This window comes from Acinetobacter sp. YH01009, from assembly GCF_013420765.1.
In the GTDB taxonomy this organism is placed as follows: Bacteria; Pseudomonadota; Gammaproteobacteria; order Pseudomonadales; family Moraxellaceae; genus Acinetobacter; species Acinetobacter amyesii.
In genome coordinates this window covers 86,542-111,540 of the sequence record NZ_VOYE01000005.1, presented here as the reverse complement: position 1 = coordinate 111,540, position 24,999 = coordinate 86,542, and the positions used below count along the sequence as shown (strand labels likewise).

Below are 24,999 nucleotides of genomic sequence, written 5' to 3'. Positions count from 1 at the left end.
GCCTTGTTAATTAAAGATCTTTAATGACTTTTTCAAGCTGTACTGCTTTGCCAGCTTTGTCTAATTTTATAATAATTTGTATGATGTCCATATATTCTTTGACCGTTATTACGCCATCTGATTTTAAGTTATCAAGTGTCTCTCTTAAAAAAGGATTATCTGAATACTCTTTAAAAATTGCACTTTTGTTTAAATCAATGAGTGCATCTGCATTAATTGGAGCATTTGACTCCTTAACAATACAATTCTTAATTTTTTCAATCGGTGTATAGAATTTAAAACTGATTATTTCGTTATCTTTATTTTTAATGCTCTGTATCTGCACGTCTTTTGACTTTATGCAATTATTTGCAATTTGGGCCAAAGGTTCTTTAGGGCCATCTATTCCTAATGGGCCATTTAAAAATGGTGAATATGAAACGGATGAGTAAGGATATTTAAATACATCATCCACTATTAAGTCAAAAGCACTTCTAACGCTTGTCATATTTTGCGAGTTATAAATGTCTAAATTTTTCACATCGATGAGATCAGCTGAAATTGTTGTGGTTTTTTGACAACCTGTAGCCATGATTACGGCGCAAATGATTGGTAGGAAATTTTTCATTTTTTCTCCGGTGTTTGATACGCGTTTTCATAACCAGTCAATTATGCTTAGGCTACGGTTAAATATTGTACAACCAATTTTTAAAATAGTTTAACTCTGTTTTGTTATTTTAACACTAAACCTATTTAATATTATTAAAAGTTAGTTATAAAAAACGGCCTAATATGGCCGTTTTTTAAAAAGTGTATTAGAAGTTAAATTCTTGTGTGTTTTTTAAATATATTTGATTTATATCTATACGTTTACCACGCATAGTAGTAATTGCTGTCGGTTGAAATTTAATAGCTAAGTCATCAATACTTACATCTTTCCATTCAGGCATTGTTGATGGAATATTGATAGTGCGCTTTTCTTTGGCTCTGTTACCTGGTACCCAATGATTTAATTTGATCATACTATCCCCTAACAAGGTTCCAGTTTTACGATCGACAACTCGAAAGTTACCTTCAATAGTTCGAATATTAAGACCGGTAAAATTATCCACGCCGTAGGTAAACATTTCTTGGTTTTTACCATAAAAGCGCACTGTAAATTGATCACGCATGTAATAGTCATAATGCGCCTTTAATGCTTGAAGCATTGTCTCACGATCTACAACCTTTTCTACTATGCCATTATCAGTACGGAACTTTTCAAGTTTTGATTTTGCTGATTCAATATTTAATTGTTCTGCAGTTACATCAGGATTGGTTAGTGGGTTCCGTTGAGGGTAAAAAATATCGTTCAAATATGACGTATGCTGAAGTAAAAGGTACATAGCACGTTGTTGTGGATTCATTTGTTGATATAGGTGGTATGTAGCTTTGTAGCGCTGGTTTGAATTGTTTTCAAAGTAACTGTCTGAGAAGTTATATTGAGACAACTCAGGCATTAGCCCACCACCAAGTACTTTGAAGTTTTTTGAAGGAGTCAAAAGGCCTACGTATGCTTCTTTAAAGTTAGGAGACTGAGTTTCAATATCATCAGCTGCCATTACAGCTTGAGACATTATAGAACCCAGCATACCAGCAAGAGCAATTTTTAATAATTTCATTCAATCTTCTCTTTGTATTCCATTAAAGGTATTTAAAACTATCAATATAATACTTTATTTTTAAAAATATACATATCGAGATTTTTACAAATTTTCTACTACAGGTTTAACAGAAATTTTAAATTGCAAAATTAAACATGTTTTATAAACTAATAAGCCTTTTAAAGGTTAGGTAGTTTTTGGGGAGAGATTCGCCCTTTAAGGTTTTAAAATATGAACTAGATAAGTCTATTTTATTCTGTTCATCTATTTCTAAAAATACTCCTTCATATGTGTATCCAGGATCAGAAGTCTGAAGTTTAAATGGCAAGAAAAACCCATATATAGGATGGTCTGAATTGATAGAGCTTGTTTCACTCAATGAAGTTATCAAATTGTCTAAATAGTCCGGTGTTTCGCAAAACTCAACTAGCTTACTGGACTCCGTTTTAATCATGTCTTCAGTTAAGCAAATATCAAATGCCATTTTCTTTTCTAAAGGTGTGTTAAATGTTGGAACCATATTCCAGGCCAAGAAATCGTTAGAAAAGCTATGAAGGATCTGAACATCTTCAAGACTATCTTTAATGAACTTTTTATGAATATCTATTTTGTGCGCTTCAAATACCTTTGAATTACTGTATCTGGCTTCTGAAAACCATTCATAGCGAACTAGTCTATGATCCGGGTTGGATGGTTCGTATATCAAGATAAGATCTGCATTACGCTTAAACACCAGCTTAGCTGTTACATTGTGGTTGTTCTCAAAGTCTGTAATAGCCTTTAAAATATTTTCATTTAAACCACTACCAGATACATTCGTTTCATTTGTAATATTGAGTAGAATATTTTCTAAATTTTGATTGAAATTATTATCAGTATAAATATTTAAATACCATAGACTTAGTTCACGTTCTACTAAATATTTACTCAAAATATTAACGATTCTTAGCTGTTCTATAGATACGCCCTTTTCAGCTAATATATTCATCACATCACAAAATGATTTTTTAATTTTATGTTCGCAGAGCTGAATGTATGGCAAACCTAAGGATGATGAAAATATTAAGTTTTGTGGTATATGACCTTTAGTAGAAGGTTCAATGGCTTCAATCTTAATTCCATCAGCAAAATTAAGTGCTTTCTTAAGGTATTTTTCAATAGTTGTATTTGGTATATACGGAATTGCCTTAATAAAATTACCCGTAAGGAAAGTAGTATGATTCTTGGGGTTGTACTCAATTGCTAAGTTGCGATATGAGCCTATCGAACATCCAACCTGTTCAAACCTATGCTTTAAAATGCATTTCAATACTTCCAAATCACATACTAAAGCACTTACTAGCCCTTCTAAGCTGTCCAGCTCAATCAACTCAATAGAAACGTCAGTTACGTTTACTTTAGCAATTACCAAATAATCTGAATTGATTAAGACTGCATCATAAGTAGTTTCATTCGTGAATTTATTAAGGTTTGCCCACTTTCTCCAATTGTTCTTTACTAATTCAAAAACCAATGCTTTCGATTTTTCAAACGATAAGTCTTCAGGAAAATCACATATAAACTTATCCAAGCTAAACGCGTACCGAAATGGATTAATAGTGTTGGAGTGTTCGGGGTTACATCCACCAAGTTCCATGTGTTGCACCATTGGTAACAATCTCATGTAGAACATCCATACATCTGCAGCAGAAAGCTTTGTTGCGCTGTCAGAATTTAGAAGTTGAAAGTCTTGGGATTTATAGGCGCTAAGCTGAGAACTTTCAGTAATTAAGTCATGATCCAGACCAAATTTTATATATAAAGTTTTTACATCATGAAGTATGTCTTTTAGCCTATTAAAATCAGAGTAGTCCTTAGGTAGATCGCGTATGCCTACCTTTATTCTTGATTTCTTAGGTCCTTTTAAAAAGTTTTTTTGATCAATAGATAGATCTATAACATCTAAGACAAAATCGCTATTCAGAGTTTTAGCATTTAATATTAAGTAGTTTTTATAGAAACACCCTATTAGATTATTAAGAAAACAATCTTGGGTTTTATCGTTTAACATAAATATGCCTTTCTGAATGTTAAAGTTCATCTTATAATACCATTATAAGTTTTAATACTATTTATCGTGTGGTATTTTTAAACAAAGATAAAAACTTTTAGTGAGTTGCTTCATGAACGAAACATCTGTACCAAATAATAGCGCTTCAGAGAACGCACAATCTTCAGGTACTGCCTCTATTAATCAAAATTTTTTTGAAGTTACAGAGCAGAAAGGTGATGCTTTAAAAGGCTCGAATATTATCACTATTGGCGAGATCCGTGATGATGCTTTATCTTCACGTTATGTACCAGTATCGACATTATGGACAATTACTCCTGGCAACTATCCACTAAGCTCTGAGCAAATCAAAAGCTGTACAGCGATTCGATTTGAAGGAGAGATGTTGCTTACTCAAAACTATGCTTTGGGTGCTATTGTTGTCTACCAGATTGCTGGTGAAATTGGCAGCCATGTCATTATTGTTCGTGAAGACATTAACGGCGCAAATGACGATCGAGCTATTTACTGCAATAGCTTTAACACAACATGTTATGTATTGCGTCAGTACGATATTCCCTTAGCTGCCATTTATCGTAGTAAGGTACTTGAACCTGACCAAGTGTTGAATACAAATTTAAATAAATCATTGCTTCAAGGGGCTTATGTTGAAGCTGATACAAAAATTTTAGATCTAAACTGGCATACAGAATATTACCCTACCCTATATGTACACACTTCTAATTTTATTCCTACGGAAGAACACGGTTACACGAAATATGATGGTCGTTTAATCAATGTAGGTCCCTTCTCAACAAAGGTTCTTCTTACCGATCGTAATGATGATTTACTGAATCCTGAACTTGAATATTTGAACAATATTATTGAGATTTCAGTCGATGAAATTGATGCTATGGAATTTCTAAATTGCTCAATAACGAACAATAAATACTTTAGACCGTTGCTGGATGCAATGAAAAATGCTGGTCGTAAAGAATATGATTTCACAACATTTAACATAGATTTTTTTGCTGTATACGTTAAATTGAATTTAGAAGAGGATCTGCCAGTTATATCTCGAATGGTATTGGCACCAGATTTACCTATTTTAGAAAACTACTTATACCAACCGTACAATCCTGACTACTTGGGTGATAGAGTTGATAGTATTATCTAAATAAGAATAGCCAATAAAAAAGCCAGTTTTATGAACTGGCTTTTTTTATCCTCAACTTATGAGGTATCTGTATGAAAAAAGTATTCATTAGGAATACTTAGACATTATTCTTCGGGTCTGCTTTTTAGCAAAAATTGATGTTAAAACAGTCATAATAAAGGTGGAAAGCGCAATAAGCGACAATTTTCCAAAAGCCATGCCATCAATCGTTAAGCCAAAAGCTTTTAGAATAAAAATTAATAGCTGAGTGTACACTCCCCAAACAAAAACAAAAGCACATACCACAATAACAAAAGCGACAAGCAGCACAATAAAACGCATTAGGGGGGTAAAAAACGTTTTAAGCATATTGGGCACCAATGTCAATTAAGGCGACTTAAAGTTTAGTTGGATCTTATAGGTGTTAAGAACATCTGCAATTACAGTACCTTCAGGTACCTGAATGTTATTTCCCACTTTATAAGTATTGATGAACTGCCAAAATACATTTTTCTCTTGGTCATTCAAACGTGAAAGAATATACAAGTAGGCAACCTCAATATCTTGCTGAGTTTGATAATTTTCAATACTTAATACTGGAGTCGTTGCAAACTTATAGTTCAACTCATCAAGCAAAGCATTATACATAGTGGTTGAAGAGTACTTGCTGTATTTCCCATTTTTTTCAGGAACTGTATAGCCATGGTTATAGTTTACCATCCGGGCTATATAACTTGCTAAAAGTTCGGAATTTTTTGGATTTGCTTGAAGGTAATTTTCTAGTTGAGTTTTATCAGAATCCTTATCAACAAGAATAACTTGGCCATCACTAATTACATTGTTTCGTAATTTAATATTTTTAATTTTCTTGGGTGGTTGTTCAAATTCGGCACCATTAAAACGGTGTTTTACGTTAATGTAATACTGTTCAATGGCATTAGCCTTAATCAACGGAATAGGTGAAGATGATACAATTGGAGTCCGTTTAATATTGATAGTAGTATTTTTGGCATAAAGGTTTACAGACAGTGTAGTTGCACCGATCAGTAAAGCTAAGATACTTTTTTTTAATACCATTTTAAGCTTTTCCACGTTATTGATTGGATTTTTTTACTGAACCAGGCCAAAAAAATTATTTTTAGCTTTAGTTCAATCTTTACAAGATTATACTTATTTTAACATCATTATACGAATAGATTTTAAAACATTTTTTGTCTGTTTTATATCTTTAATAAGGGAAAACCATTAAAATATTTAAATGTTTTTTAAGTTTTATTTATTGAATGTGTATTAGGTAGATGGAGTTTTTTCTTAATTCTGTATTGTTCAAATTTGGACTTTATTTAATCTTAGCATACCTATCCTTAAAACTAATCTTTGAGGTTTATACGATATTTTCCTTAAAACCATCAAATCCAGTTAAAAAAACTCTTAAAAGTATTAAGAAGACAGCACCCACCCAAGGACTGGTTTCTAAAAAAGTACTTACAAAAGATGAGATTACAATGTTTGAAGCATTGAAAAAGGCGTATCCAAATGAAATAATATTAGTTCAGGTAAGTATGAATGCTTTTATGACAACGCAAGATATTAGTGTCAGAAATAAGTTTAGTAGATTGTACGTGGACTTTTTAATCGTTGATAGCGATTATCATCCTGTAGTTTCTATAGAACTCGATTCTCATTACCACACTTATATTAAAGATAAAGATAAAAGACGTGACGAACTTATCAATTCAGTAGGAATTCCAGTTGTAAGGTTTAAACACATCCCTGATGTAAAAAGTATAAGAAAAGTGCTATCAAAGCACCTATGAGTAGAAATAACTTTTAGATCAATTGCTTTTATTAAAACATTTGTGTAAAAATACTTTAGTCGAAAGAGATATTTTTGAATTAATTTTCAATTATATTTCTAAAGGATTTTTAAATGAATCATAATCGTAATTTACCTGGGAATAATGACATGTTAGATGTATCAAAACCAGATGTTGCGAAAATGTCACCAGCAGATATTCAACTTGAAATTGATAGACTACTGGATTTGAAAGCTTCACGAGAGAAAACTCTTTTCAATGATGCTATTCAAGACATTAACAACATTATCAAAACTAAACTCAAAATTGATGGCGTTAATAACGTTCACGATTTATCTGCATATCTTCAAAAAGATGTAGCGAATAAATTTGAGTCTAAAACTAGACAGAAACGTGCAGTAACACACTTTTGGCAACATCGTACAGACCCAAGTTTACGCTGGACGGGTCGTGGTCAAGTAATTGGTTGGTTGCGTGATGAAATGAATCAAGTTGGTAAAGATCCAACTGATAAAGCTGAAGTCAAGAAGTATTGCGAAGAAAACCTGGATTTCAAAAGCAATAATGACCTTGAAAACAAATAAGAGCTGTTAAAAAAAACCACCCAATTTTGGGTGGTTTTTTTGTGTTCTAAGAAACATTCAGTTGGACCTAGTAACTATTTCATACTTAAAGTCTTTAATATTTTTGGTATATACTAAATTGTCTTATTTACTGTTTTTGTTTTATTAAAACGCTTATTTAGTAAATATTTAGTATATACAGACTTTCATATGTAAAAATATTGCAAATTGATCATTAAATTCAGGGTATCAGTATGGTTTCCAAGTACAAATATTTAGTTGGCGCATTTGCTTTAACTATTGCTTTAGTGGGATGTGGTAAAAAAGATGAAGCACCTATTCAACAAGGTGCTGATACTGCAGCTAATGAAGCTACTGCTAGTCACGATCCATCAGCGGATCTACAAGCTGCTAAAGAAGAATATGTAAGTAGTGAGCCAGCTCCACAAAATGAAGGTTATGATTTTGAAGCAAATAAACAAACTTCAGATCAACCAGAACCTGAACCTGAAGATTCTCGTGATTTCACATCAATGTTAAACGATGCAGCTGAATCAGCTGAAAAACAAACGAAATAACAATAATCATCTAAATACATGGGTAAAAATGTATATCGCATTTTTACTCACCCTTCCCCCTTCCCTTACTTCAAAATCCCATCTTAAAGGGTTTAATTTTTTATTCGTTAAAATAATATAAAAAGTAATTTATTCATTATTATTAGTATAATTAAAACAATTAAAGCACAGAGCTTAAAACATGTTTAAAGACATTAAATTGACCATGGCATACAAACGCCATCAGGAGCACAACAATGGCGTATGAATACAATTCACAAGATCAGCGCTTTGAATTCCCAAACCCATACAAAATTGAGAATATATTTAAAGTTATTGGTGCAGCTATCTTTATGTTGGCTGGCGTTTGGTTGTTATTCAGTGCTAAAGGTGCTTTTAGCATAAGTATACTTGCTGCAGTAGTGCCCTTAGCAATTGGTATATTTATGTTTAGTTATGGTGGGTTACTATTAGCAAAAGGACTATCCAACTTAAAATTTTATTTTGGCCGTAATCAACCAGTAGGTTTATCACAAGAATTATCAGGTCAAGACGTTGGTACCACTAACGGCGCTCAAGATATAAAAGATATTTTGAGACAAAGTGCTTTAACTTATCAGGAACCTCGTGGATCTGTTAACGGTATTCTTTATACCATTTTCCCTAATCTTATTTTTTCTCCACTTTTTATAAGAAATGCAGCTGAAATTCAATTTCAGAATGCGATTGTTTTTATCATTACGCTTTGTAGTGCGCTCATTGCTCAAATAGGCGCTCCTCCTAACTCATCTGAATGGCTGGGTATTTTTTACAACATTATCACCTTAATCGTTCTATTGCGCCCTATGGCCAATCCCAATTCGGGATCACAAAACATCGGTATTTCTAAGGTAGTAGTTTTAGTATTAGTAGCAATTCTTGGACCGGTACTAATTCCATTCCTAACTCAAAATGCTATTGCACCATCTTGGTTGCCAAGTATGGGTAAAGCAATATTTACACTTGTAGCGGCATTAATAGCGATCGGGATTTTCTTTCTGGCAGTATTAGCACAAATGGTAAAAGAGCCACCACAAGCCAGTGCTGGTATGATTCAGGACAGCTTAAGCATGAATGGCCAGCCAATGCAGTTGTTTGATGAACTGGAACGTCATTTACAAAATCAGTGGGTAAGCTCTATACCAAACCGCATTTATTCAAGACTACTTCCAAGTCTTGAGACGCATAAAGTTCGCGGTACATTTGAAGGTGAAGTACTTGAGGAAACCCAGCCAGTCCCTGCGAATACGCTTAAAGATATGACATTGGCATCATGCTTTAAGGAACATAATTATCGCTGGCTTGCTATTTTAAATACATTTGGTCTTATCTGTTTTCTAGCGTCTGTTGTTTTATTGAGTATCTTCGCTCACTTCATTTACAACGGACATTTTGTGGATATTACTTACTTTAGTTATGGTTTCTTTGGTATTTCCATGTGGATTCTTGGAAAGTTCTGTTTCGACCATGGTAATTATTTATGGAGCCGTTTTGATTTTGTTTCAGATCTTATTTGGGTTGAAGCTCGTGGTAACTATCAACTTTCACAGATGAATTTTGGTCGCTACTTAGATGACACCGTAAAAACTCAAAAAGAAATCATCAATATTGAAACAATGACATTACGTGTCTGGTATGCAGAAATCTGTACAACTACTTTTGGTAAATACCAAGAAAGAAGTATTTTAAGTATGGTATCGCGCAAAGATGCAGCATCGCAATTAAAGGAGCATTTGATCAGCTTTGCTAAAAATCAAAGCATCATTGTTACTCCTACATCTCAAGGTGATTTAAATAGAATTGCCTCAATGAACCACGTTAATAATACAGTTAATGGAAATAGTATTTCTGGTGGTGAGAAACGCGCTGCTTTACCTGATAGTGCTCAAGATGAAAATCCTTCACCAATTGTTATAAAAGCAAAAGCAAATATATTCTGTGTTTCTTGTGGTGCTAAGTTGGAGGAGCATATGGTTTTTTGTCCTCAATGTGGTACTAAAAAAGCAAGTTAGACTTCTAATAGATATAAAAAAACCAGTATTAGTACTGGTTTTTTTTAAGCCAAATGATAAGGCCCATTTTATAATAAATGAGCCTTAATAGATATTATTGTGTTGGTGCTTGCCCTACTGGAGGCTGTTGACTGTTTTGTGGTTGTTGTGTCTGAGGGGTTGATGGTTGAGCACGTTTTTTCTGCTCTTCTAAATCTTTCATGATCTCTTGGCAAGTCATTCCACCAGTTTCATATAGGTTATAAGCCACTGGATCTTTATTTGGATCAGGTGGAACACATTCAACAGCTGGTTCACTAGCTGCGGTTGCATTCATTTTATCCATCTCAGTAGAAATTAGAGCTAAATCAATATCAGAAGCACTAATTGGACGACCGCTAATTTGTAAGCGATATGACATTGAAGGCGTTAATAAAGCATAAAGTTCACGGATCTGGTTAGCCATTAATGCCGGGTTCTTCATTACAATTTTCTGGCATAAGAACAAGTGTACGTTGTTAGGGCTACAAATACTGCCCTTACGCTGGTTAGCTTGTGGGTTTTGAGAATCTACTTTTAACGGATAAACCTCAATATATACTTCATACGGCGTATCTGGTTTAAATTGAAAATTTTGTAAACTTGATACAACAGTTGTATATGGTTCAGTTGTATCTTGAGTATGACAAAATACTTGCGGTGCATTACAGTCGAAATTACGACTAATCCGATCAATAATCTGATTTCGCTGTTCAGCGAGTTTTGCACTTTCTTCTTTAACACGGCGAGTTACTTCATTTTGCAAACGCGCTTCTAATTCAACTTCAGTTTGTTGAGGTCTTTCGACCTCAACATTTTGATTACCAAAAAGTATGACAAAGAAAAGCAATACAAAGAAAACGATACCGCCAATACCAATTAACTTTTTATTCTTTTTAAAAAAAGATTCCTCGTTATTGGCATCTTTAGATTTAGGTTTAGAGGCTTTTACTTTCTCTGTACCTTTATCAGGAGTGTCAGTAGCTTTTACCTCTGAAGCAGCGTCCTGACTAATTTTATCTAAATCATCGTTGTTACTCATTGATTAATTCACCTTACTCAATTTTTGGATTTTGACTTTGTATTTGAGGTTGAAGATTTTGCTTTAGATTTTTTACCTGAAGGTTTTTGTGGCTCTCCATTGTTGTCATAGCCTTTGGCACCACAACTAAAACAATCCCATTTATACTTACGTGCACCTTGATAATTGAATGCGGATTGAACCATGGTTTGTCCACAATCAAAACACTTAGCTTCATTACCTGTTCGAGAGTTTAATAGCTGAGTGTCTGGTGATCCATCAGGCAGCACTTCGAAATAACGCTTACATTTCGCATTATCACAGCTGTACGATTCGCGATATTCACCAGGACTTACACGGTATTTAGTAAATTGTAGTGGTTTTTTACAAATACAAAGGTGTTCCGTTTTAAATACCTGGAAACGTGGCTCGTAGTTTGGAGATCCGTCTGGAAGCACTTCTAAAATAGATGACTTGCATTTTTTAGATTTATATCTTGGATTTGATTTTTCGCAAGAAAAAAAGTGATAAGGTTTGCCAGTCTTTTCTGATGTACCCTTCATTTCACGTAACCAACCACCGCAATTCTCAACTTTACATTGATAGGTGTGATTACGGCGATAATCTTCATAATCTGGTTCGTGTTGACCATCTGCATTGGTCATTGCCTTATAAGTTTCACGACATGTAGCATCAACAAATGCACTTTGCGAACATTCAAAGAAAATCGATTTATCAGTAGTAACTTGTACTAAATTTTTACCACATATACATAAATGGCCAGTATGTTCACGTACAGTTGGTTTGCCTGGTTCATCTTTACCGTCAGTGACTCTATTAGGTGCTGAACTTTTGCATGAATTACATGACCAATAAACAGAAACTGTCTTATCACGATTTGTTCCAACTTTGGGGAGCATTCGACCCGTACCACAATTAATACAAGTATGTACTGGCATGGTTTCAAGCCATTTATCAGTAAACACACTTTTTTGGTCTTCTAGCTCTAAGTGGAATTTCTGTAATTCTTGCTTGTAGTTAATATCACCCTCAGAAATTTGGTCTAAAATTTCCTCAACATTTTTGGTATAGAGTGGATCTACAAAATTGAATTTGCCTTTAATGTTTTTAATTAAATGGAGACCATGAGGCGTAACCTCAATTTTCTTTTTCACCACCTTTATGTATCCGTGATCCATCAGGCGCTCAAAGATAGATTGGTATGTACTAGGGCGACCAATACCACGTTTTTCCAAAAGCTTAACCAATGATGGAACTGTATATCGAGAACGCGGTTTGGTTTTAGTGGCTAAAAGTTTTGAAGAAATAATATTGTGTAATTGGCCAACGGCGATATCTACTGGTAACGTGTGTTCAGGCTCTTTTTCTGAGTCTTCCTCACCTTCTAAGTACTCAAGCGCATTTTCATCAATACTGTATGTCTTTAATAGACCTAACCAACCATCTTCCTTTAATACGCGACTTGAAGCTTTAAAATCGACATCTTGTTTGGTTAATACGCCGTCTACAGTCAACCCAACATCTTTATAGGTCGCAACTACAGTTTTCACTTCATATTCAGCTGGTGGCATTTGTGAGGCAACTGTTCTCAGCCAAATCAATCTATATAGATCTTTTTCATGTTGCGTTTCACCAGCCTCAATTGTAAAGAAATCTGATGGTCTAATACATTCATGGGCTTCTTGAGCACCTTCACGCGATTTAGCCTTGTTAGGTGTAATGGTGATGCCTTCAGTTTGAGCAAAGGCCTCTAAAAGCTGCATCCCCTCAGGTGAGATAACAGCAGCATCAGTCCGGTGATAAGTAATAAAACCACCTTCATACAGTTTCTGTGCTGCCTTCATTGTTTGTTTTAAATCCAAACCTAAACGTGCAGCAGCTGCAGCTTGTAGATCAACAGTAATGAATGGCGCTGGTGCTTTTCGACTTGATGGCTTGGTTTCTACAGTTGTGATTGATAAGTCTTTATGTTCAATCGCCTTTTGTAATTCAGTAATTGATACTTTTTCAAGCCACTGATTGCCAAACTCTTCCTTACTCTCAGAAGATAGCCACTTAGTAAAGTCCCACTTAGCTGCCCACCCGGTTTGTAAAGTAACTTCTAAGTTAAAGTGCTCATGCGAAGTGAAGTTTTTTAATAGATCTTCTAAGTCACACAAAATGCATAAAACAGCAGATTGCACACGACCTACAGGGTATTTCCCAAGTAATACACTTGATATAGGCTCATATAGGTAGAAGCCAATCATGCGATCTAAAAAACGCCGTGTTTCTTGAGAGGCAACCATACCCATATCAAGCTCTTCACCATTCTGTAATGCACTTTCAATGGTGGGTTTATCGATTGCATTGTATTTAACACGAATATATTCGTCTTCAGTCAAGGCCAGAATACGTTTTAGATGGAACGCGATTGCTTCACCTTCCCGGTCTAAATCCGTAGCTAGAAAAACCATATCAGCTTGTTTGGCTAGTCTTTTGAGATCTGCAACGACTCTGGTTTTATCCTTTGAAATCTCATATTTAGGCGCAAATGACGGATAACTAAAACCAATTTCATTATTGGGTAAATCACAAACATGGCCAACAGATGCTGCTACTCGAAACTCATTCGGATATAGGTCATCTAAAATATGCTGAATCTTTTCGACCTTCCCGGGAGATTCTACGATAAATAAATTAGTCATTAAAACATCACTCTTTATATAACTTTCTTTAGTAATAATTACTGAAGTTAATCTAGTAATGTTTTAAGTATATACAAATTTTTATTCTTTAAATAGGTTTAAGGATTGATATTTAAGATCTCAAATATAGTGATTTAGTCAAATAATTATTAGATACACCTTCGCGAGGATATAGGTTTGCTTTTTTTATTTATAATTTAGTTGTTTAGCTAACAATTGAAGGACTTTAATTTAGATGATCATCATAATTTTTTATGCCTAGAAAGTGATTAAGGGCTATAAAATGTGATGTCTAAGAAATACTAATTTAAAAAAAATTGATGTACTATAAAAGGCAACCTTAGTTTTAAGCTAAAACCATGAAAAAATCACTTATAGTTTTAAGCATTTGTTTTGTGTTCGCTGGGTGTTCATCTACCCCAGAAGAACAGCGCTTAGAACAATACATCGAACAAACGAATACTGATAAAAAAGAAAGAACCATTGATTGGTATTATAAACACGATTATGAACGAAAAGATGTACTCAATATTTGCTATGCAATTTATTTAGAGGCTGCCGAGAAAGCCGGTTATTACAGTCCAGATATAAGTGAAGGTAAAGAAAAGTACTTAGATTCGGAAGTTCAAAAAGAAATGTATGAATCTAATGAAGAATGCAACAAGGCATATAAAGCACAAGATCTTCTCGATAAATACATAAGTGATAAAAGTCTTCCTCAGGAGCTTGTAGAAAACATTGCAAATCCTCAAGTCACGAGTGCCAGCTCTGAAGTTGTCATTGATAACTTAGTAACACCTACAAATATGAAGGATGCTCAAGATGCCCAAGATGAACAACAGGAAGTTAAAAAACCACCTACATTGGATGAGTTAACACAAAAACAATAAGTATAAAAAAAGCAGTCTTACGACTGCTTTTTTTATTAATGAAGCTTTATCTGCCCTGGTGTATTGACGTTATACATATCATTTATACTTGAAATCTGGCATGAATTTACATTTCCAATTTGGGCTAAATTACCATTCATTTCAACATCTAAGAATTTACTAGATGTAATCTGCTTCACATAATTTGCTTTATATGACCTGTAGTTATTCAAATATTGATCAACTATAGGTACATTCTTAGGCAAAATACCAGCTTCATGAACAGTAATTTTAATAGATTCTTTTTGCTCTACATGGCTCATAACTAAGTCCATAACATTAAAATTACAATGTGAATTATAACTTAAATTTTTATCGTGAATATTTTTTCAAAAAATAATGAATATTTATGAACAAAAAATGTTCACATGTTTGGGGATAAGTGAATAAAATACTGAATTTTATATATTTTATAAATGTATATTTTTTATACAAATGAATTTTTTCACAAAAAAAAACTATTAGAACAATCTCGATCTAATAGTTTATCAAATAAGGACTTATATCCTATGGGTAATAATATAGCTGAATCCCTTTAACAATTAAAGCCCTAAAAACAAGAAATGCCAAATTTTCTGTATAGAATTCAGTCTATTTACGTTATAAGATGTTTAAAGTGGCATTTAATTTTATATTTGCATTATGTTCCAGTATTATGAAGTTAAGATTTATTTTTTGTTTGATTAAAAATAATGCGATCAATCGCTAAAGAACTGCAAAAAATATTTCTCACTTTAATTCAATGATATATTTTATCAAAAGTAAAAGTTTTTATAATTGTTATTATAATTACCAACGTTTAAAATAACTTACCCTTATGTTTTTCCTTTACCAATATATGGATGTTTAGGCCTGTGAAAGATTCAACCTTATTTGATGTCATATCAAAGTTGAATGCGGAAGCTTTCACCCAGAAAGCAGGTCGCTTATATCCACCTGTTAGCCAATTATTAGCTTTAGAAAAAAGACTGGCTCTATGTACAGCTACTCTGGTGAGATCTGAAGATATTCCAGATTATAAGCAATTGGAACGTTTGTTTTGGGACAATGTAAACCATACTTATGGAACGGGTTTTTTCGCTGAAGTTCCACAATGGACACCAAATATCTTTATACCAATGCGTATTTGGGAAAACCTACTTTATCCATATACTCAGTTTTATACAAAATATAATCCTAAATTTAATTTTTATGATTTTGCATTTATTACAGCAACTATTAGTGCATGGAGATACAGCCAACCTGTACTGAAACTAGAAGCTGATGTTTACAAGGCCTTGTTGAATGATAGTAATGGCGCGTTTGTAGATGGTTTCTTATTAAATTACTTCTACCAGTGGACCAACTTCATTCATACGCCAGGCCTCAGTTATGCTGGTAATTCATTGTACGGATTCTTTGTTCATCAGAATGAAGTTGTCTTTAACGGCGTCAATACTAAAGTACTCATTATTGTTTTTAGTTATGACAACAATGATCCAAAAATTAATGAAGATGAAGCTTTATATAGCTCAAAGAATTGGAATGATTATGTCGTTTTAAAATATGAAACGAACACAATCCTGTCAATTAAAGAGAGTATGATTAACGCCAATATTGCCATGGATGCTGAACTAATAATTCTAATTGGCCAAATGCTTAGTTTATTTAATTTTTCAATTCATCCGAAAACTGATATTTACAACCATCGCGGTTATTTGTCGCAGCCGACCTATAACGATACTATTGATTCGTTTCTAAGAAGTTATAGAAAGCATAAGGGTATGCCAATTCGCCGTGGTGTAGGTAAGTCACCTTCTAACCAAAAACGTGAAACTATGTATCACGTACATGCACCAAGTTGTCCTAGATTATTTGATACTGGTGTTAATAGTGGCTTTATTTCTCGAATGCACAAAATTAGTCATATCGCGAATAAGTCGTTTGATGAGATCCATTGGAAGAAAACAGACACGGGTTTAAAACTATTAACAGGTAGTTTATATAGTCAAGAGATTGAAACAAAACTATTACAAAGTCTTAATTTTTATTTTTACGGTAACAATCCTTAAAGGTTTTTATTCTATTTTCCTTAAACCTAAGATATACTTTTTAAAACCATTCAAGCAATTAAGTATTATGTCTTTCGAGTTTGATCCATCTTTTATATCACATGTAGCTGTTCGATTAGATGGCCCCTTCTTAAAAAGCTTCTTGAGTAATCTTGAAAATATTTCTTTTCAGGAGGCTGAAAGTTATTTAAGTAAATTAATCAAAGGTAACTTTGAACAAGATGACTTTTCGATTGGTCTAAAATTCAAGCCCGATAATTACAATCACAATGAGCTTTTAGGTCATTTATATAAAAAAGAAAGCTTTCAACATATATCTACTGAAATACCAGATATTGAAAGTGAACACATCACAAAAGAAATTTCTGATTTTTTATATAGTTATGCAAATGTAGCTGATCTTCAATATAGCTCTAACTTTTTAGGAAAACTTGAATATAAAACCGAAAAAAGTTTAGACAATTATATTTTTAAAGAACTTTTACTTCAGTTCACAAATAATAAAAATTTAAAATATAGAGCTGATGGCGAATATTTTACGGTAATTAACCCAGAATTATCATCAAAATACATCTATTACAAAGACAATAGAAATATAAAAATATGTAAATTTATCAGTAAAGGTATGTGCCCTATATATCTTGAATCATTCTTAGAACAGATGCACAGCATTAAAATTGATGCAGAGCAGTATTTTTATTACGGCTTAGTAAACAGCATTTTTGGTTTTAATGAAGACTATACAGAATTCATTGAAATGTCTATGAATAACCTAAATCAACTGGTTAAAGCATATAAGACCATACTTCTCAATAAACTTACCTTTAATTTATATGAATTTTTAGATGATGATATTGATGGTGCGATCTTAAATCGTATTTTAAAAGCTTGGCATTATGCTCACTGTATTATCAAGGATTCATCCAATCCAGCTGATTGCCTAATCACTACCCCATTTGTTCTAAAATCTCTTTAATTTATGGAGTTGTATAAGCCATGAATCAACTGATGGTTAAATACGGCATAGACTTCAACACACTCTTTAACGTATTTAAATCTCATCTTGAAAATGAAGGCATCGTTTTTGATCGTGAAAGCGACTTTAGCCTAGAAAAATCGTCAAAAAGAATTTATCTCCGCACTAACCACCACAATGACGCAACCAAAAACAAAAAGAAAACTGCTTGGTATATCGTTGATATAGACAATGCTCGAATGTCCTACGGTTGGTTCCATGCTGGTGGTGCATCGTTTACTTATAGTCTGTTTGAATATATCCAAGAAATGAACCTCCAACCTGGAGATATTGTTTATTCTAAAGAGCAGCAAGAAGAAGATTTAAAGCGTTACTTAAATTCATGTAAACGCGCTGAAAAATCTCGAATTGAGAAAGAAGTTACAGCAATTATTTATATGGGCCTGGAATGGTCTAGAAGTTTAGATCTACCTCAAAGACCACATAACTATATTGTAAAGAAACAAATTCAATATCCACATGCTAGATTGTACAATCCAGTTAACTTTAGTAAACCTGAATTGCTTGATTACATTGAAAAGCACCATCCTGAATATAAAAATAATTCACTTCTAGTCAATCGAATCCTAGATTTGCAACCTGATATCACTCAACAAAATTTAAGACTAAATAAGCTTTTAGTTGAGGGTGTTAAATTAGATAACCAAGTCGTTTTTCTTCAAACTATTGCAGAACATAAGAATAAGAAAGGTGAAGATAAATTTTCCCTTCGTGGTGTATTGCCTAATGGTGCATTTAAGATTCTGTTTAATGGTGATCTGGCACTTTGGGATCTAAGTAGATTTATTTTCTGTGAAGGGTATGCAACTGGTGAAGCGATCGCAGAAGCTATTAATTATTCTATACCAGTTATTGTTGTTTATACCGCTGGCAATATCTTAAATGTAGTTAGAGATTTTAGGGCTCAATACCCTTTCTCCAGATTTTATATTTTTAATGACAATGACCTAAAGACAGCTTCAGAAAGTAAGATTGGTAGGAATCCTGGTGTCTATTACGCTATTGAAGCGAGTAAATGTGTTAATGCGAGTTTGATTGGCCCTGACTTTACCAATGATGAAATAGATTCAAGCGATTGGTGTGACTTTAAGTGTTTATACGGAGTTGAACACACAAGAAACGTTATTCGGCATAAAATGAAGTCTGCAGTTCCAATAACGGCCATCCAAAGCCCAATCAACCCCAACTATTCAATTAACGCGCTATTCTTCAATACGGATCAGTTATTGGAAAACTTACGCATCTATCCCGAAAGTATGACTAAACAGCATTGGTCTACACTCGTTTTAAAAGCCTACTCTCAACTTACTCAAGAAGGGTTTAGTCAGATCCATCCAATTGAGGTAGTTAAAGATAGATACCTTCAAATTCTTGGCCAGTTAGCAAAGCAGCGTAGATCAGTTACCCCATCAAACCAAGATCAAGAGTTAACGCTAACTTTTACAAGATTAGTCTCCTTATGTGCACGTAATGAATCAACGACCGAATTAAATGACGCCGTATTTAGCTATATTCGCGCATATCAAAAAACAGGACTTGAATTAGAAAAAATTAAGAACTCTGTTCAAAATATTGTGTCGGGTTTTTATGATGCTGGTTGGTCTTATAATTTTGTAAAAAATATTTTCGATTCCTTTGAATAGGCTATAGTTAAAAAAAGAGGCTGAAAGCACCCTAAACATTGATAAAATAACCAATGTCTTTTAGAATGAATTTGTCTTGCACTTCCAAGTAAAAGACAAACCTATAAAGACTCATGTTACAGCATGGGTCTTTATACTTTCTGCAATTAATTAAAAAATAATTTTATAAATTTCCCTCCTTTATTCCTAATCTACTGGAATTTATTATCTTTAGCCCATTGAGAAATCACTGTATTAAATATTACACAGAATTGTTTTGTTATTCGGTATATACTAAAGAGAATTAAATAAAGTAATTGGCTTTCAAAAGTCATTTGCGATCTGGGTAGCAAATTGCACCTAAATACAAATTAGAAATATGGACCCGTTATGGCAGACAAGAAACCGAATGCCCAACATAATTGTGATCTGAATGAAATCTTTAGTTTCTTTCAAAAGGAATTAGAACGCCATCACGGTTTTGTTTTTAAAAGCTCAGGTAAATATCAGTTTATTACCGAATTTGATGAAAAAATTGCATGTCTAACTGAATCAGACAATCCCAAAAAACCAAACGATATTAAGCCTCGTGGCATGTATTGTATCTATCCAAATATGAATAAAGAGACTGGCGAATATTGGCCTGTTCTAAAAGGTTACCGTTTTGGTTTGGTTGATCAGGAAATTACCATTGCTTTTGCGGATCATTATAAAAATGAGATCAAACCGCAGCGTGACTCTAACCCTAACTACAAACCTCCTAGTAAAGAAGACATTGAAAAAAAGGTTAAAGAGTTTGAGGAACAAAAAAAGAAACATCAAATTCAACTAGAGAAAGAGCTACTTGCAGCAGAAATTGCGATCCGGCTTGAATGGAAAAGAGCCGGCAAAGTTATTGATGACTCATTTTTAAATACTCAAACAAATCAGATCCAAAGCTTTAAACGTGATATTAAGCAAATGCCTTATATGGTTGAGAAGAATCTTGAACCATATGGCACTAAAATTATGCGTAAAGATAACTTTACAGAAGCGGAAGCAATTGAAGCAGTAAAGTCAGAATTACCAGAAGCAATAAATAATAAAGAACTTTTAAATGAAACAGTAGAGAACGTTCTTCTTTATCAAAAGCACTTTATTAACCTTGAACCTGAGGTTGAAGGTTCAAAAAAATCAGGGTTTGATTTAAGAAAAAGCCGTGCAATTATTTTGGCTCCCCTTATCAATACAGATAATAAAGTTGTTAATCTACAAAAGATTACTCACCATAGACAAAAGAAGAGAAATAAAGAAACCAATCAATTTGAAACAGTATTGCATAAAGGTAAGTATTTCTTCGACAAAGTAAAATCTAAAGACGCATTCTTACCAATTAGTACGAATCCAGACGTAGGATATGAAAAATTTAATCCTCAGGCAAAAAACTACTTAATTAATGAAGGATGGGCAACTGCAGTCAGCGCAAGAAAAGCCTTTGATGCTGCCTTAAATTTAGGAATACTTGGATCTGACTTTACTGCAGATAATACGCAAGTTTTGGCTTCATATAGTAAGGCCAACATCTCAAGCGTAGCAAATTTGATTAGAGAGATTAATCCAGATGCAAACATATTTGCTGGATATGACAATGATGCTGGCCAAACGTTAGAAGCCGGCTCTAACCCAGGCATACAAGAAGCATGTCATAACTTTTCATTAAGTGGGATCTTGGGTAATTCTCAAAAACATAACAGAACCAGAGCAATACTCCCCCCTGTTTTTAAAAACAATTTAAGTGCTTCCGATTGGGATGATGCAAGACAATATCTAGGCATTGAAAGATTAGCGGTAGAACTAGCTAAAGAATTAAATAATGCTGTTGTCCGTATGCAAGCTAATGATTCTGAAGTTGCCCATATTATAGGTCGTTATAATAGGCAACGTCAGTCCTTCGCTGATGCACATCCAAATAAAGACTATCAAGTTAACTATGGAGTTGTAATTGCTAAAGCAGATTCTGATTTTATTGAAATGCAAAATATTCGTGCAAAGAATAAGGAGTCACTTGCCAACTACAATGCTGAAGTTGAACGTAGAAAACAGAATATTGCAAATACCAAATTTCAAGACCCGAACAAACCTAGAAAGACAGTAGTAAAACCAACATACAAAGCCCCATCCTTTGATAATCTTTTTGATGAAAAACCATCTGAATCCAAGAGCTCTATAGTTGAATCAACGAATAATGAAGAAGGCGTAAAAACGTATTTAGATATATTGAATGAAATTGATGTATCTAAAGTGCAAAATGATGTCTTGAAAGTTGTTGCAACAACAGATGGCCATCAAAAAATTCAAGAAGGTAAAATTGAATTTACAAAAATGAGCGCCGTATCTGGCGAAAATAGTCCTAAATCTGAAATGGATAGTATGCAAAAATCTGAACTTAAAATTGACGTATCTAATGATCTAAACAAACCCACAGTAAAGTTAGATTCAGTAGATCCTTCCACTATTCCAGAACAAAATTTACGACAAGGTGTAGATCATCAAAGTTATGCTAAATCTGCAGTATTTACGGCATTCTGGCTTCACTCAGCAGAAATGTTTAAAGCCAAACAACTTATTAAAGCTGCAGAGTTAAATACATCCGATTTTTCAGATAATGCTGTAGTGGATGAAAAATTAACTCAGACTCAAGCGGAACTTTCAAATAAACATTCCTACCCTGAATTGTTTGTGATTAGTGCATCTGACAGTGAGTACCGTGAATCAATCATGACTGTACTGAAGGACTTGGAGGAAAGACATCCAGAATGGGATAATTTAAAACAATTTAGAGAAAATTTAACAACTAAAACAATTGCATTTGATCAAATCAATCTAGATACGTTAAAGATCCAAAATAATGTAGTCAACCTTATTGTTGGTAATCTTTCGCACAATCAAAATTTAGAAAAAATTAAAGAAAATTTGACTACATTATTGAATACATCAAATAGTTTGGCTTTGGATCGTGAACAGAAATTTACATTAGTATCTGGATTAAAAAACACCCTAAATAACATGGCCAAACAATTGCAAGAGCCACCAGTATTTCAGCGTATTAATGAATTCTTCCAAAGATTTGATGATCGAATCAACGACCTGGTAAAGGGAGAAGGTTTTAAACTTTACGGTATAGATCCTAACAAAGTACTGAAACCAAGCTCACCTGGGCAATCTTTAGAACTTTAGTTAACGTTTGAAACACAAAAAAAGACCTTAATTCATAAAAGAATTAAGGTCTCCATTTTAACAGTAAAATATTATATATTATTCAACTATATTGTTTTTAGTATTTTTTACTAAATTTACTGAATATATTAACTCATTAAGTTCTTGAATATACATTTTATTAGGTATCGAATATATTGACAATAATTTATCTTTATCTACGCTATTAATAATACATAGTGAATCAATCATATCGTTTATTTTATCTATGCCAATGTAGTTGTTATTTTTACGATACTTGTAAATATAACAATCTAATGCTCGATTAAATATAATTGTATACATTGTTCTATCATTAGTTTTGTATTTTTCTTCTAATAGCTCATATTCAAATTCCAAATACGCAACAAAACTAATTGGTTGTATTTTATAAAAATGATAATCAATTGGAATTTTGAATAGTAAAACTTTATCATCAGTTCGATTATATAATGTTTGCTCTCTATGAAGGTTTAGAGTTATTTCTTCTGGGGAAATGTAATTGGGAATAAATATTTCATCTAATTTTGATGGGTTAAATATTTCATCAAAAGTTGGTTCTTCCTGATTATCTTTTTTATATTTTTTATGATGTAAAATATATAACAATAGTGAATAAGCGGTTGTATGCTTAATGTTTAATGACTTCCCTCCTCTCCCAATAAAATCTATTAAATACAACATGCTAAATAAAGTTAGCGGAAAGTCCGAAATCGTTTGAGGGATTATTACATCTGGTCTATATGTTTTAAAAGTTAAATAATCTGCAAAACCAATTTTCATTAAATCTTCAAGACTTGGAACCCAGTAACCCTCCTTGGTAAAATATGTTACCTTACTGTAATCTTCATCAGGTGTGAGTGATTCACCACTACTAGGGTAATATGAACTATTTAACCAATAGACTTCTTTTAAAGAGTTTATGTGTTTTAAACCTGTATTCGCTAAAAGTAATGGTTTTATACCTAAGTGGGTATGTGCTTTATAGTCTACTCTGCCACCAAATTCACTAAAATTAAAAATATTAGAACTAAACTCTATATTTTCTAAAACTCTTTTTAAATTTCTTTCTTGATATGGTTGGAAGTGCAAAAGGTTAGGCTGAATATAAGCAAGTTCTTTGATACCAGTTACTTCACTTAATCTACATTGATAGCTATTAAGTAAAGTGACAGAATTTATATATCCTAAACTACTTTCATCATTTAAAAATGCACGATAATCATAATTTTCATTATCTGTTATTTCCAGAAAAGGTTTTGTGTAGAGAATACATTTTTTATGCATGTTTTTATTAATATTGAAATAACCTTTTAAAAGTATTTCTTTACTTTGTTTCTTAAAAGATTGGTATACTTCATTTGAAAGTGTATAAAATAAATAAAAACGATCGCTAATACCGTATTTTAAACGAAATACTAAAAATGGTAAATTTGTAACTACCATTAATTCTTCAGTAAGCGTGATATAACTTCCAGGTTCTAATGTTACTAATTCAAATATCTCATATTTTTTTTTGGGATTTTCCTTTAAATTTCCACTTTCTAAAAATTTACTAACAATACCTGTTAAATTTACCGTAACAGGTTTTGTTAGTAATGGCGGATTTAAGTTGTAATTTTTAAATAAATTAATTTCTACTATATTTTCTTTTAGTACATTTGTATTTAATTGAATATTATCGAAACTTAGTAGATTGTCTGGTATTTTAAAATTAACTTCATTTTCAAGACTTAAAGGCTCAATTTTAACAAATCTATTTTTCATTTAGTGTTACTTCCAATAAGTTTAAAGTGCGTTTCCAAAAATTCCAAACCGATATCAAAATAATTTGAAGCATATGAGACATTAATTATTTTGTCTCTATACAATTCTTCACCTAATTTTGAAATTATAGTGACAATCTCTTTATGAAAAATTGCAGATTCAAGATTATCAATTAGATTTTGAATATCAGCTCTGAGAAATCGAATGCTGGAATTACTCTTTTGTAAAATAGAATTCAAAACATCTAAATTTCTAATTTCTTTAGATGTATTCGGATTATCAACCATGCTAGATATCACTTACGGCGGTACTGGCTTGGATAAATTGGATTAGGATCAGCCCATAGTCCTATTTTCTTGTTACGAGCATTTGTTTCAGCAATGATAAATACCTGATCTTTTAAATATTCACGATAAGCCCAAGCATAGCCATCTTTTACCTGTTTTAAATTAACACTGTTATTAATGTTAAGTTTAGGTACTTGACCATTTTGTAATTGATAGATAGTGCCTAAAGTACGACCGTAGCGATCTTTACTATTTTCTTGAACGTACACAAATGTTTGATGGAGGTATCCAAGATTTTGTCGTGATTTTTGCCCAAAGGCCTGGCTACTTTCCGGAGCATCAATTTGATTAAAACGAACGCGAATTTGTTCATTTTGCTTATTCAGAACGGTGATGGTGTCTCCATCAGAAATACGAACAACCTTTCCGATGAAATCAGCTTGTGCAGCAGTCGAAACAGCAGAAATAAGAAGTGAAAAAATTAAACTTTTAGAAGTAGTGATAAGGTTCATCTTGAATCCTTAGGTAGTT

General features: G+C 32.9%; 21 protein-coding genes. 10 read left to right on the top strand and 11 right to left on the bottom strand.

Translation table 11 applies throughout. The features are described 5' to 3' along the window. Positions 1–10 precede the first annotated feature (10 nt). From FTT76_RS07235 to FTT76_RS07225, 3 genes are all read right to left on the bottom strand, one after another. Positions 11–607 carry a hypothetical protein gene (locus FTT76_RS07235; RefSeq protein WP_180190289.1) on the bottom strand — a complete coding sequence of 199 codons (597 nt, stop codon included), beginning with the start codon at positions 605–607 and terminating at the stop codon, positions 11–13. Between the two features lie 187 nt (positions 608–794). Next, the gene (locus FTT76_RS07230; RefSeq protein WP_180190288.1) at positions 795–1,640 is read right to left on the bottom strand and encodes a hypothetical protein; all 846 of its coding nucleotides are present in this window, start codon (positions 1,638–1,640) and stop codon (positions 795–797) included. Positions 1,641–1,782: 142 nt separating this feature from the next. Next, on the bottom strand, positions 1,783–3,672 hold the full coding sequence (locus FTT76_RS07225) for a hypothetical protein (protein WP_180190287.1): 1,890 nt from the start codon (positions 3,670–3,672) through the stop codon (positions 1,783–1,785). Positions 3,673–3,784: 112 nt separating this feature from the next. Here FTT76_RS07225 and FTT76_RS07220 point away from each other — a divergent pair, with 112 nt between their 5' ends. Next, complete coding sequence (locus FTT76_RS07220; protein WP_180190286.1) at positions 3,785–4,828, top strand: hypothetical protein; 1,044 nt, start codon at positions 3,785–3,787, stop codon at positions 4,826–4,828. A gap of 87 nt (positions 4,829–4,915) precedes the next feature. On the opposite strand, the gene FTT76_RS07215 is transcribed toward FTT76_RS07220, so the two are convergent. Beyond that, a complete protein-coding gene (locus FTT76_RS07215; protein ID WP_180190285.1) occupies positions 4,916–5,176 on the bottom strand; it encodes a hypothetical protein in 261 nt (86 codons plus the stop codon). A gap of 18 nt (positions 5,177–5,194) precedes the next feature. Continuing rightward, positions 5,195–5,884, bottom strand: a complete 690-nt coding sequence (locus tag FTT76_RS07210; protein WP_180190284.1) for a hypothetical protein — start codon at positions 5,882–5,884, stop codon at positions 5,195–5,197. Positions 5,885–6,105: 221 nt separating this feature from the next. Between FTT76_RS07210 and FTT76_RS07205 the strand changes: the two genes are divergently transcribed. From FTT76_RS07205 to FTT76_RS07190, 4 genes are all read left to right on the top strand, one after another. Continuing rightward, positions 6,106–6,624 carry a DUF2726 domain-containing protein gene (locus FTT76_RS07205; RefSeq protein WP_180190283.1) on the top strand — a complete coding sequence of 173 codons (519 nt, stop codon included), beginning with the start codon at positions 6,106–6,108 and terminating at the stop codon, positions 6,622–6,624. A gap of 113 nt (positions 6,625–6,737) precedes the next feature. Further along, positions 6,738–7,208 carry a hypothetical protein gene (locus tag FTT76_RS07200; RefSeq protein WP_180190282.1) on the top strand — a complete coding sequence of 157 codons (471 nt, stop codon included), beginning with the start codon at positions 6,738–6,740 and terminating at the stop codon, positions 7,206–7,208. A 233-nt stretch (positions 7,209–7,441) separates the two neighbouring features. Continuing rightward, positions 7,442–7,765, top strand: coding sequence for a hypothetical protein (locus tag FTT76_RS07195; RefSeq protein ID WP_180190281.1), 324 nt, complete (start codon positions 7,442–7,444; stop codon positions 7,763–7,765). A gap of 236 nt (positions 7,766–8,001) precedes the next feature. Further along, on the top strand, positions 8,002–9,795 hold the full coding sequence (locus FTT76_RS07190) for a zinc ribbon domain-containing protein (RefSeq protein WP_180190280.1): 1,794 nt from the start codon (positions 8,002–8,004) through the stop codon (positions 9,793–9,795). Between the two features lie 94 nt (positions 9,796–9,889). Here the strand turns inward: FTT76_RS07190 and FTT76_RS07185 are convergent, their stop codons facing one another. Both FTT76_RS07185 and FTT76_RS07180 read right to left on the bottom strand, forming a co-directional pair. After that, a complete protein-coding gene (locus FTT76_RS07185; protein ID WP_257235051.1) occupies positions 9,890–10,855 on the bottom strand; it encodes a hypothetical protein in 966 nt (321 codons plus the stop codon). A gap of 17 nt (positions 10,856–10,872) precedes the next feature. Beyond that, positions 10,873–13,542 carry a type IA DNA topoisomerase gene (locus FTT76_RS07180; protein ID WP_180190279.1) on the bottom strand — a complete coding sequence of 890 codons (2,670 nt, stop codon included), beginning with the start codon at positions 13,540–13,542 and terminating at the stop codon, positions 10,873–10,875. Between the two features lie 359 nt (positions 13,543–13,901). Here FTT76_RS07180 and FTT76_RS07175 point away from each other — a divergent pair, with 359 nt between their 5' ends. Next, complete coding sequence (locus FTT76_RS07175; RefSeq protein ID WP_180190278.1) at positions 13,902–14,432, top strand: hypothetical protein; 531 nt, start codon at positions 13,902–13,904, stop codon at positions 14,430–14,432. A 35-nt stretch (positions 14,433–14,467) separates the two neighbouring features. Here FTT76_RS07175 and FTT76_RS07170 read toward each other — a convergent pair whose 3' ends face one another. Then, positions 14,468–14,734 (bottom strand): hypothetical protein, encoded by a 267-nt coding sequence (locus FTT76_RS07170; RefSeq protein WP_180190166.1) that lies wholly within the window; start codon positions 14,732–14,734, stop codon positions 14,468–14,470. Between the two features lie 591 nt (positions 14,735–15,325). On the opposite strand from FTT76_RS07170, the gene FTT76_RS07165 reads away from it, so the two are divergent. The 4 genes from FTT76_RS07165 (at position 15,326) to FTT76_RS07150 (ending at position 22,396) form a co-directional block, all read left to right on the top strand. Beyond that, positions 15,326–16,522 (top strand): hypothetical protein, encoded by a 1,197-nt coding sequence (locus tag FTT76_RS07165; protein WP_180190277.1) that lies wholly within the window; start codon positions 15,326–15,328, stop codon positions 16,520–16,522. 67 nt (positions 16,523–16,589) lie between these two features. Beyond that, positions 16,590–17,498, top strand: a complete 909-nt coding sequence (locus FTT76_RS07160; RefSeq protein WP_180190276.1) for a hypothetical protein — start codon at positions 16,590–16,592, stop codon at positions 17,496–17,498. A 20-nt stretch (positions 17,499–17,518) separates the two neighbouring features. After that, positions 17,519–19,201, top strand: coding sequence for a virulence-associated e family protein (locus FTT76_RS07155; protein WP_180190275.1), 1,683 nt, complete (start codon positions 17,519–17,521; stop codon positions 19,199–19,201). Between the two features lie 369 nt (positions 19,202–19,570). Beyond that, positions 19,571–22,396: a hypothetical protein gene (locus tag FTT76_RS07150; protein ID WP_180190274.1), complete on the top strand. Its 2,826-nt coding sequence runs from the start codon at positions 19,571–19,573 to the stop codon at positions 22,394–22,396. 78 nt (positions 22,397–22,474) lie between these two features. Here the strand turns inward: FTT76_RS07150 and FTT76_RS07145 are convergent, their stop codons facing one another. From FTT76_RS07145 to FTT76_RS07135, 3 genes are read right to left on the bottom strand one after another with little or no spacing between them, the layout of a single operon-like run. Next, positions 22,475–24,181: a hypothetical protein gene (locus tag FTT76_RS07145; RefSeq protein WP_180190273.1), complete on the bottom strand. Its 1,707-nt coding sequence runs from the start codon at positions 24,179–24,181 to the stop codon at positions 22,475–22,477. Next, the gene (locus FTT76_RS07140; RefSeq protein ID WP_180190272.1) at positions 24,178–24,468 is read right to left on the bottom strand and encodes a hypothetical protein; all 291 of its coding nucleotides are present in this window, start codon (positions 24,466–24,468) and stop codon (positions 24,178–24,180) included. The genes FTT76_RS07145 and FTT76_RS07140 overlap by 4 nt, the downstream gene beginning before the upstream one ends. Before the next feature lie 8 nt (positions 24,469–24,476). Then, positions 24,477–24,980, bottom strand: a complete 504-nt coding sequence (locus tag FTT76_RS07135) for a thermonuclease family protein (protein WP_180190271.1) — start codon at positions 24,978–24,980, stop codon at positions 24,477–24,479. Positions 24,981–24,999: the final 19 nt, after the last annotated feature.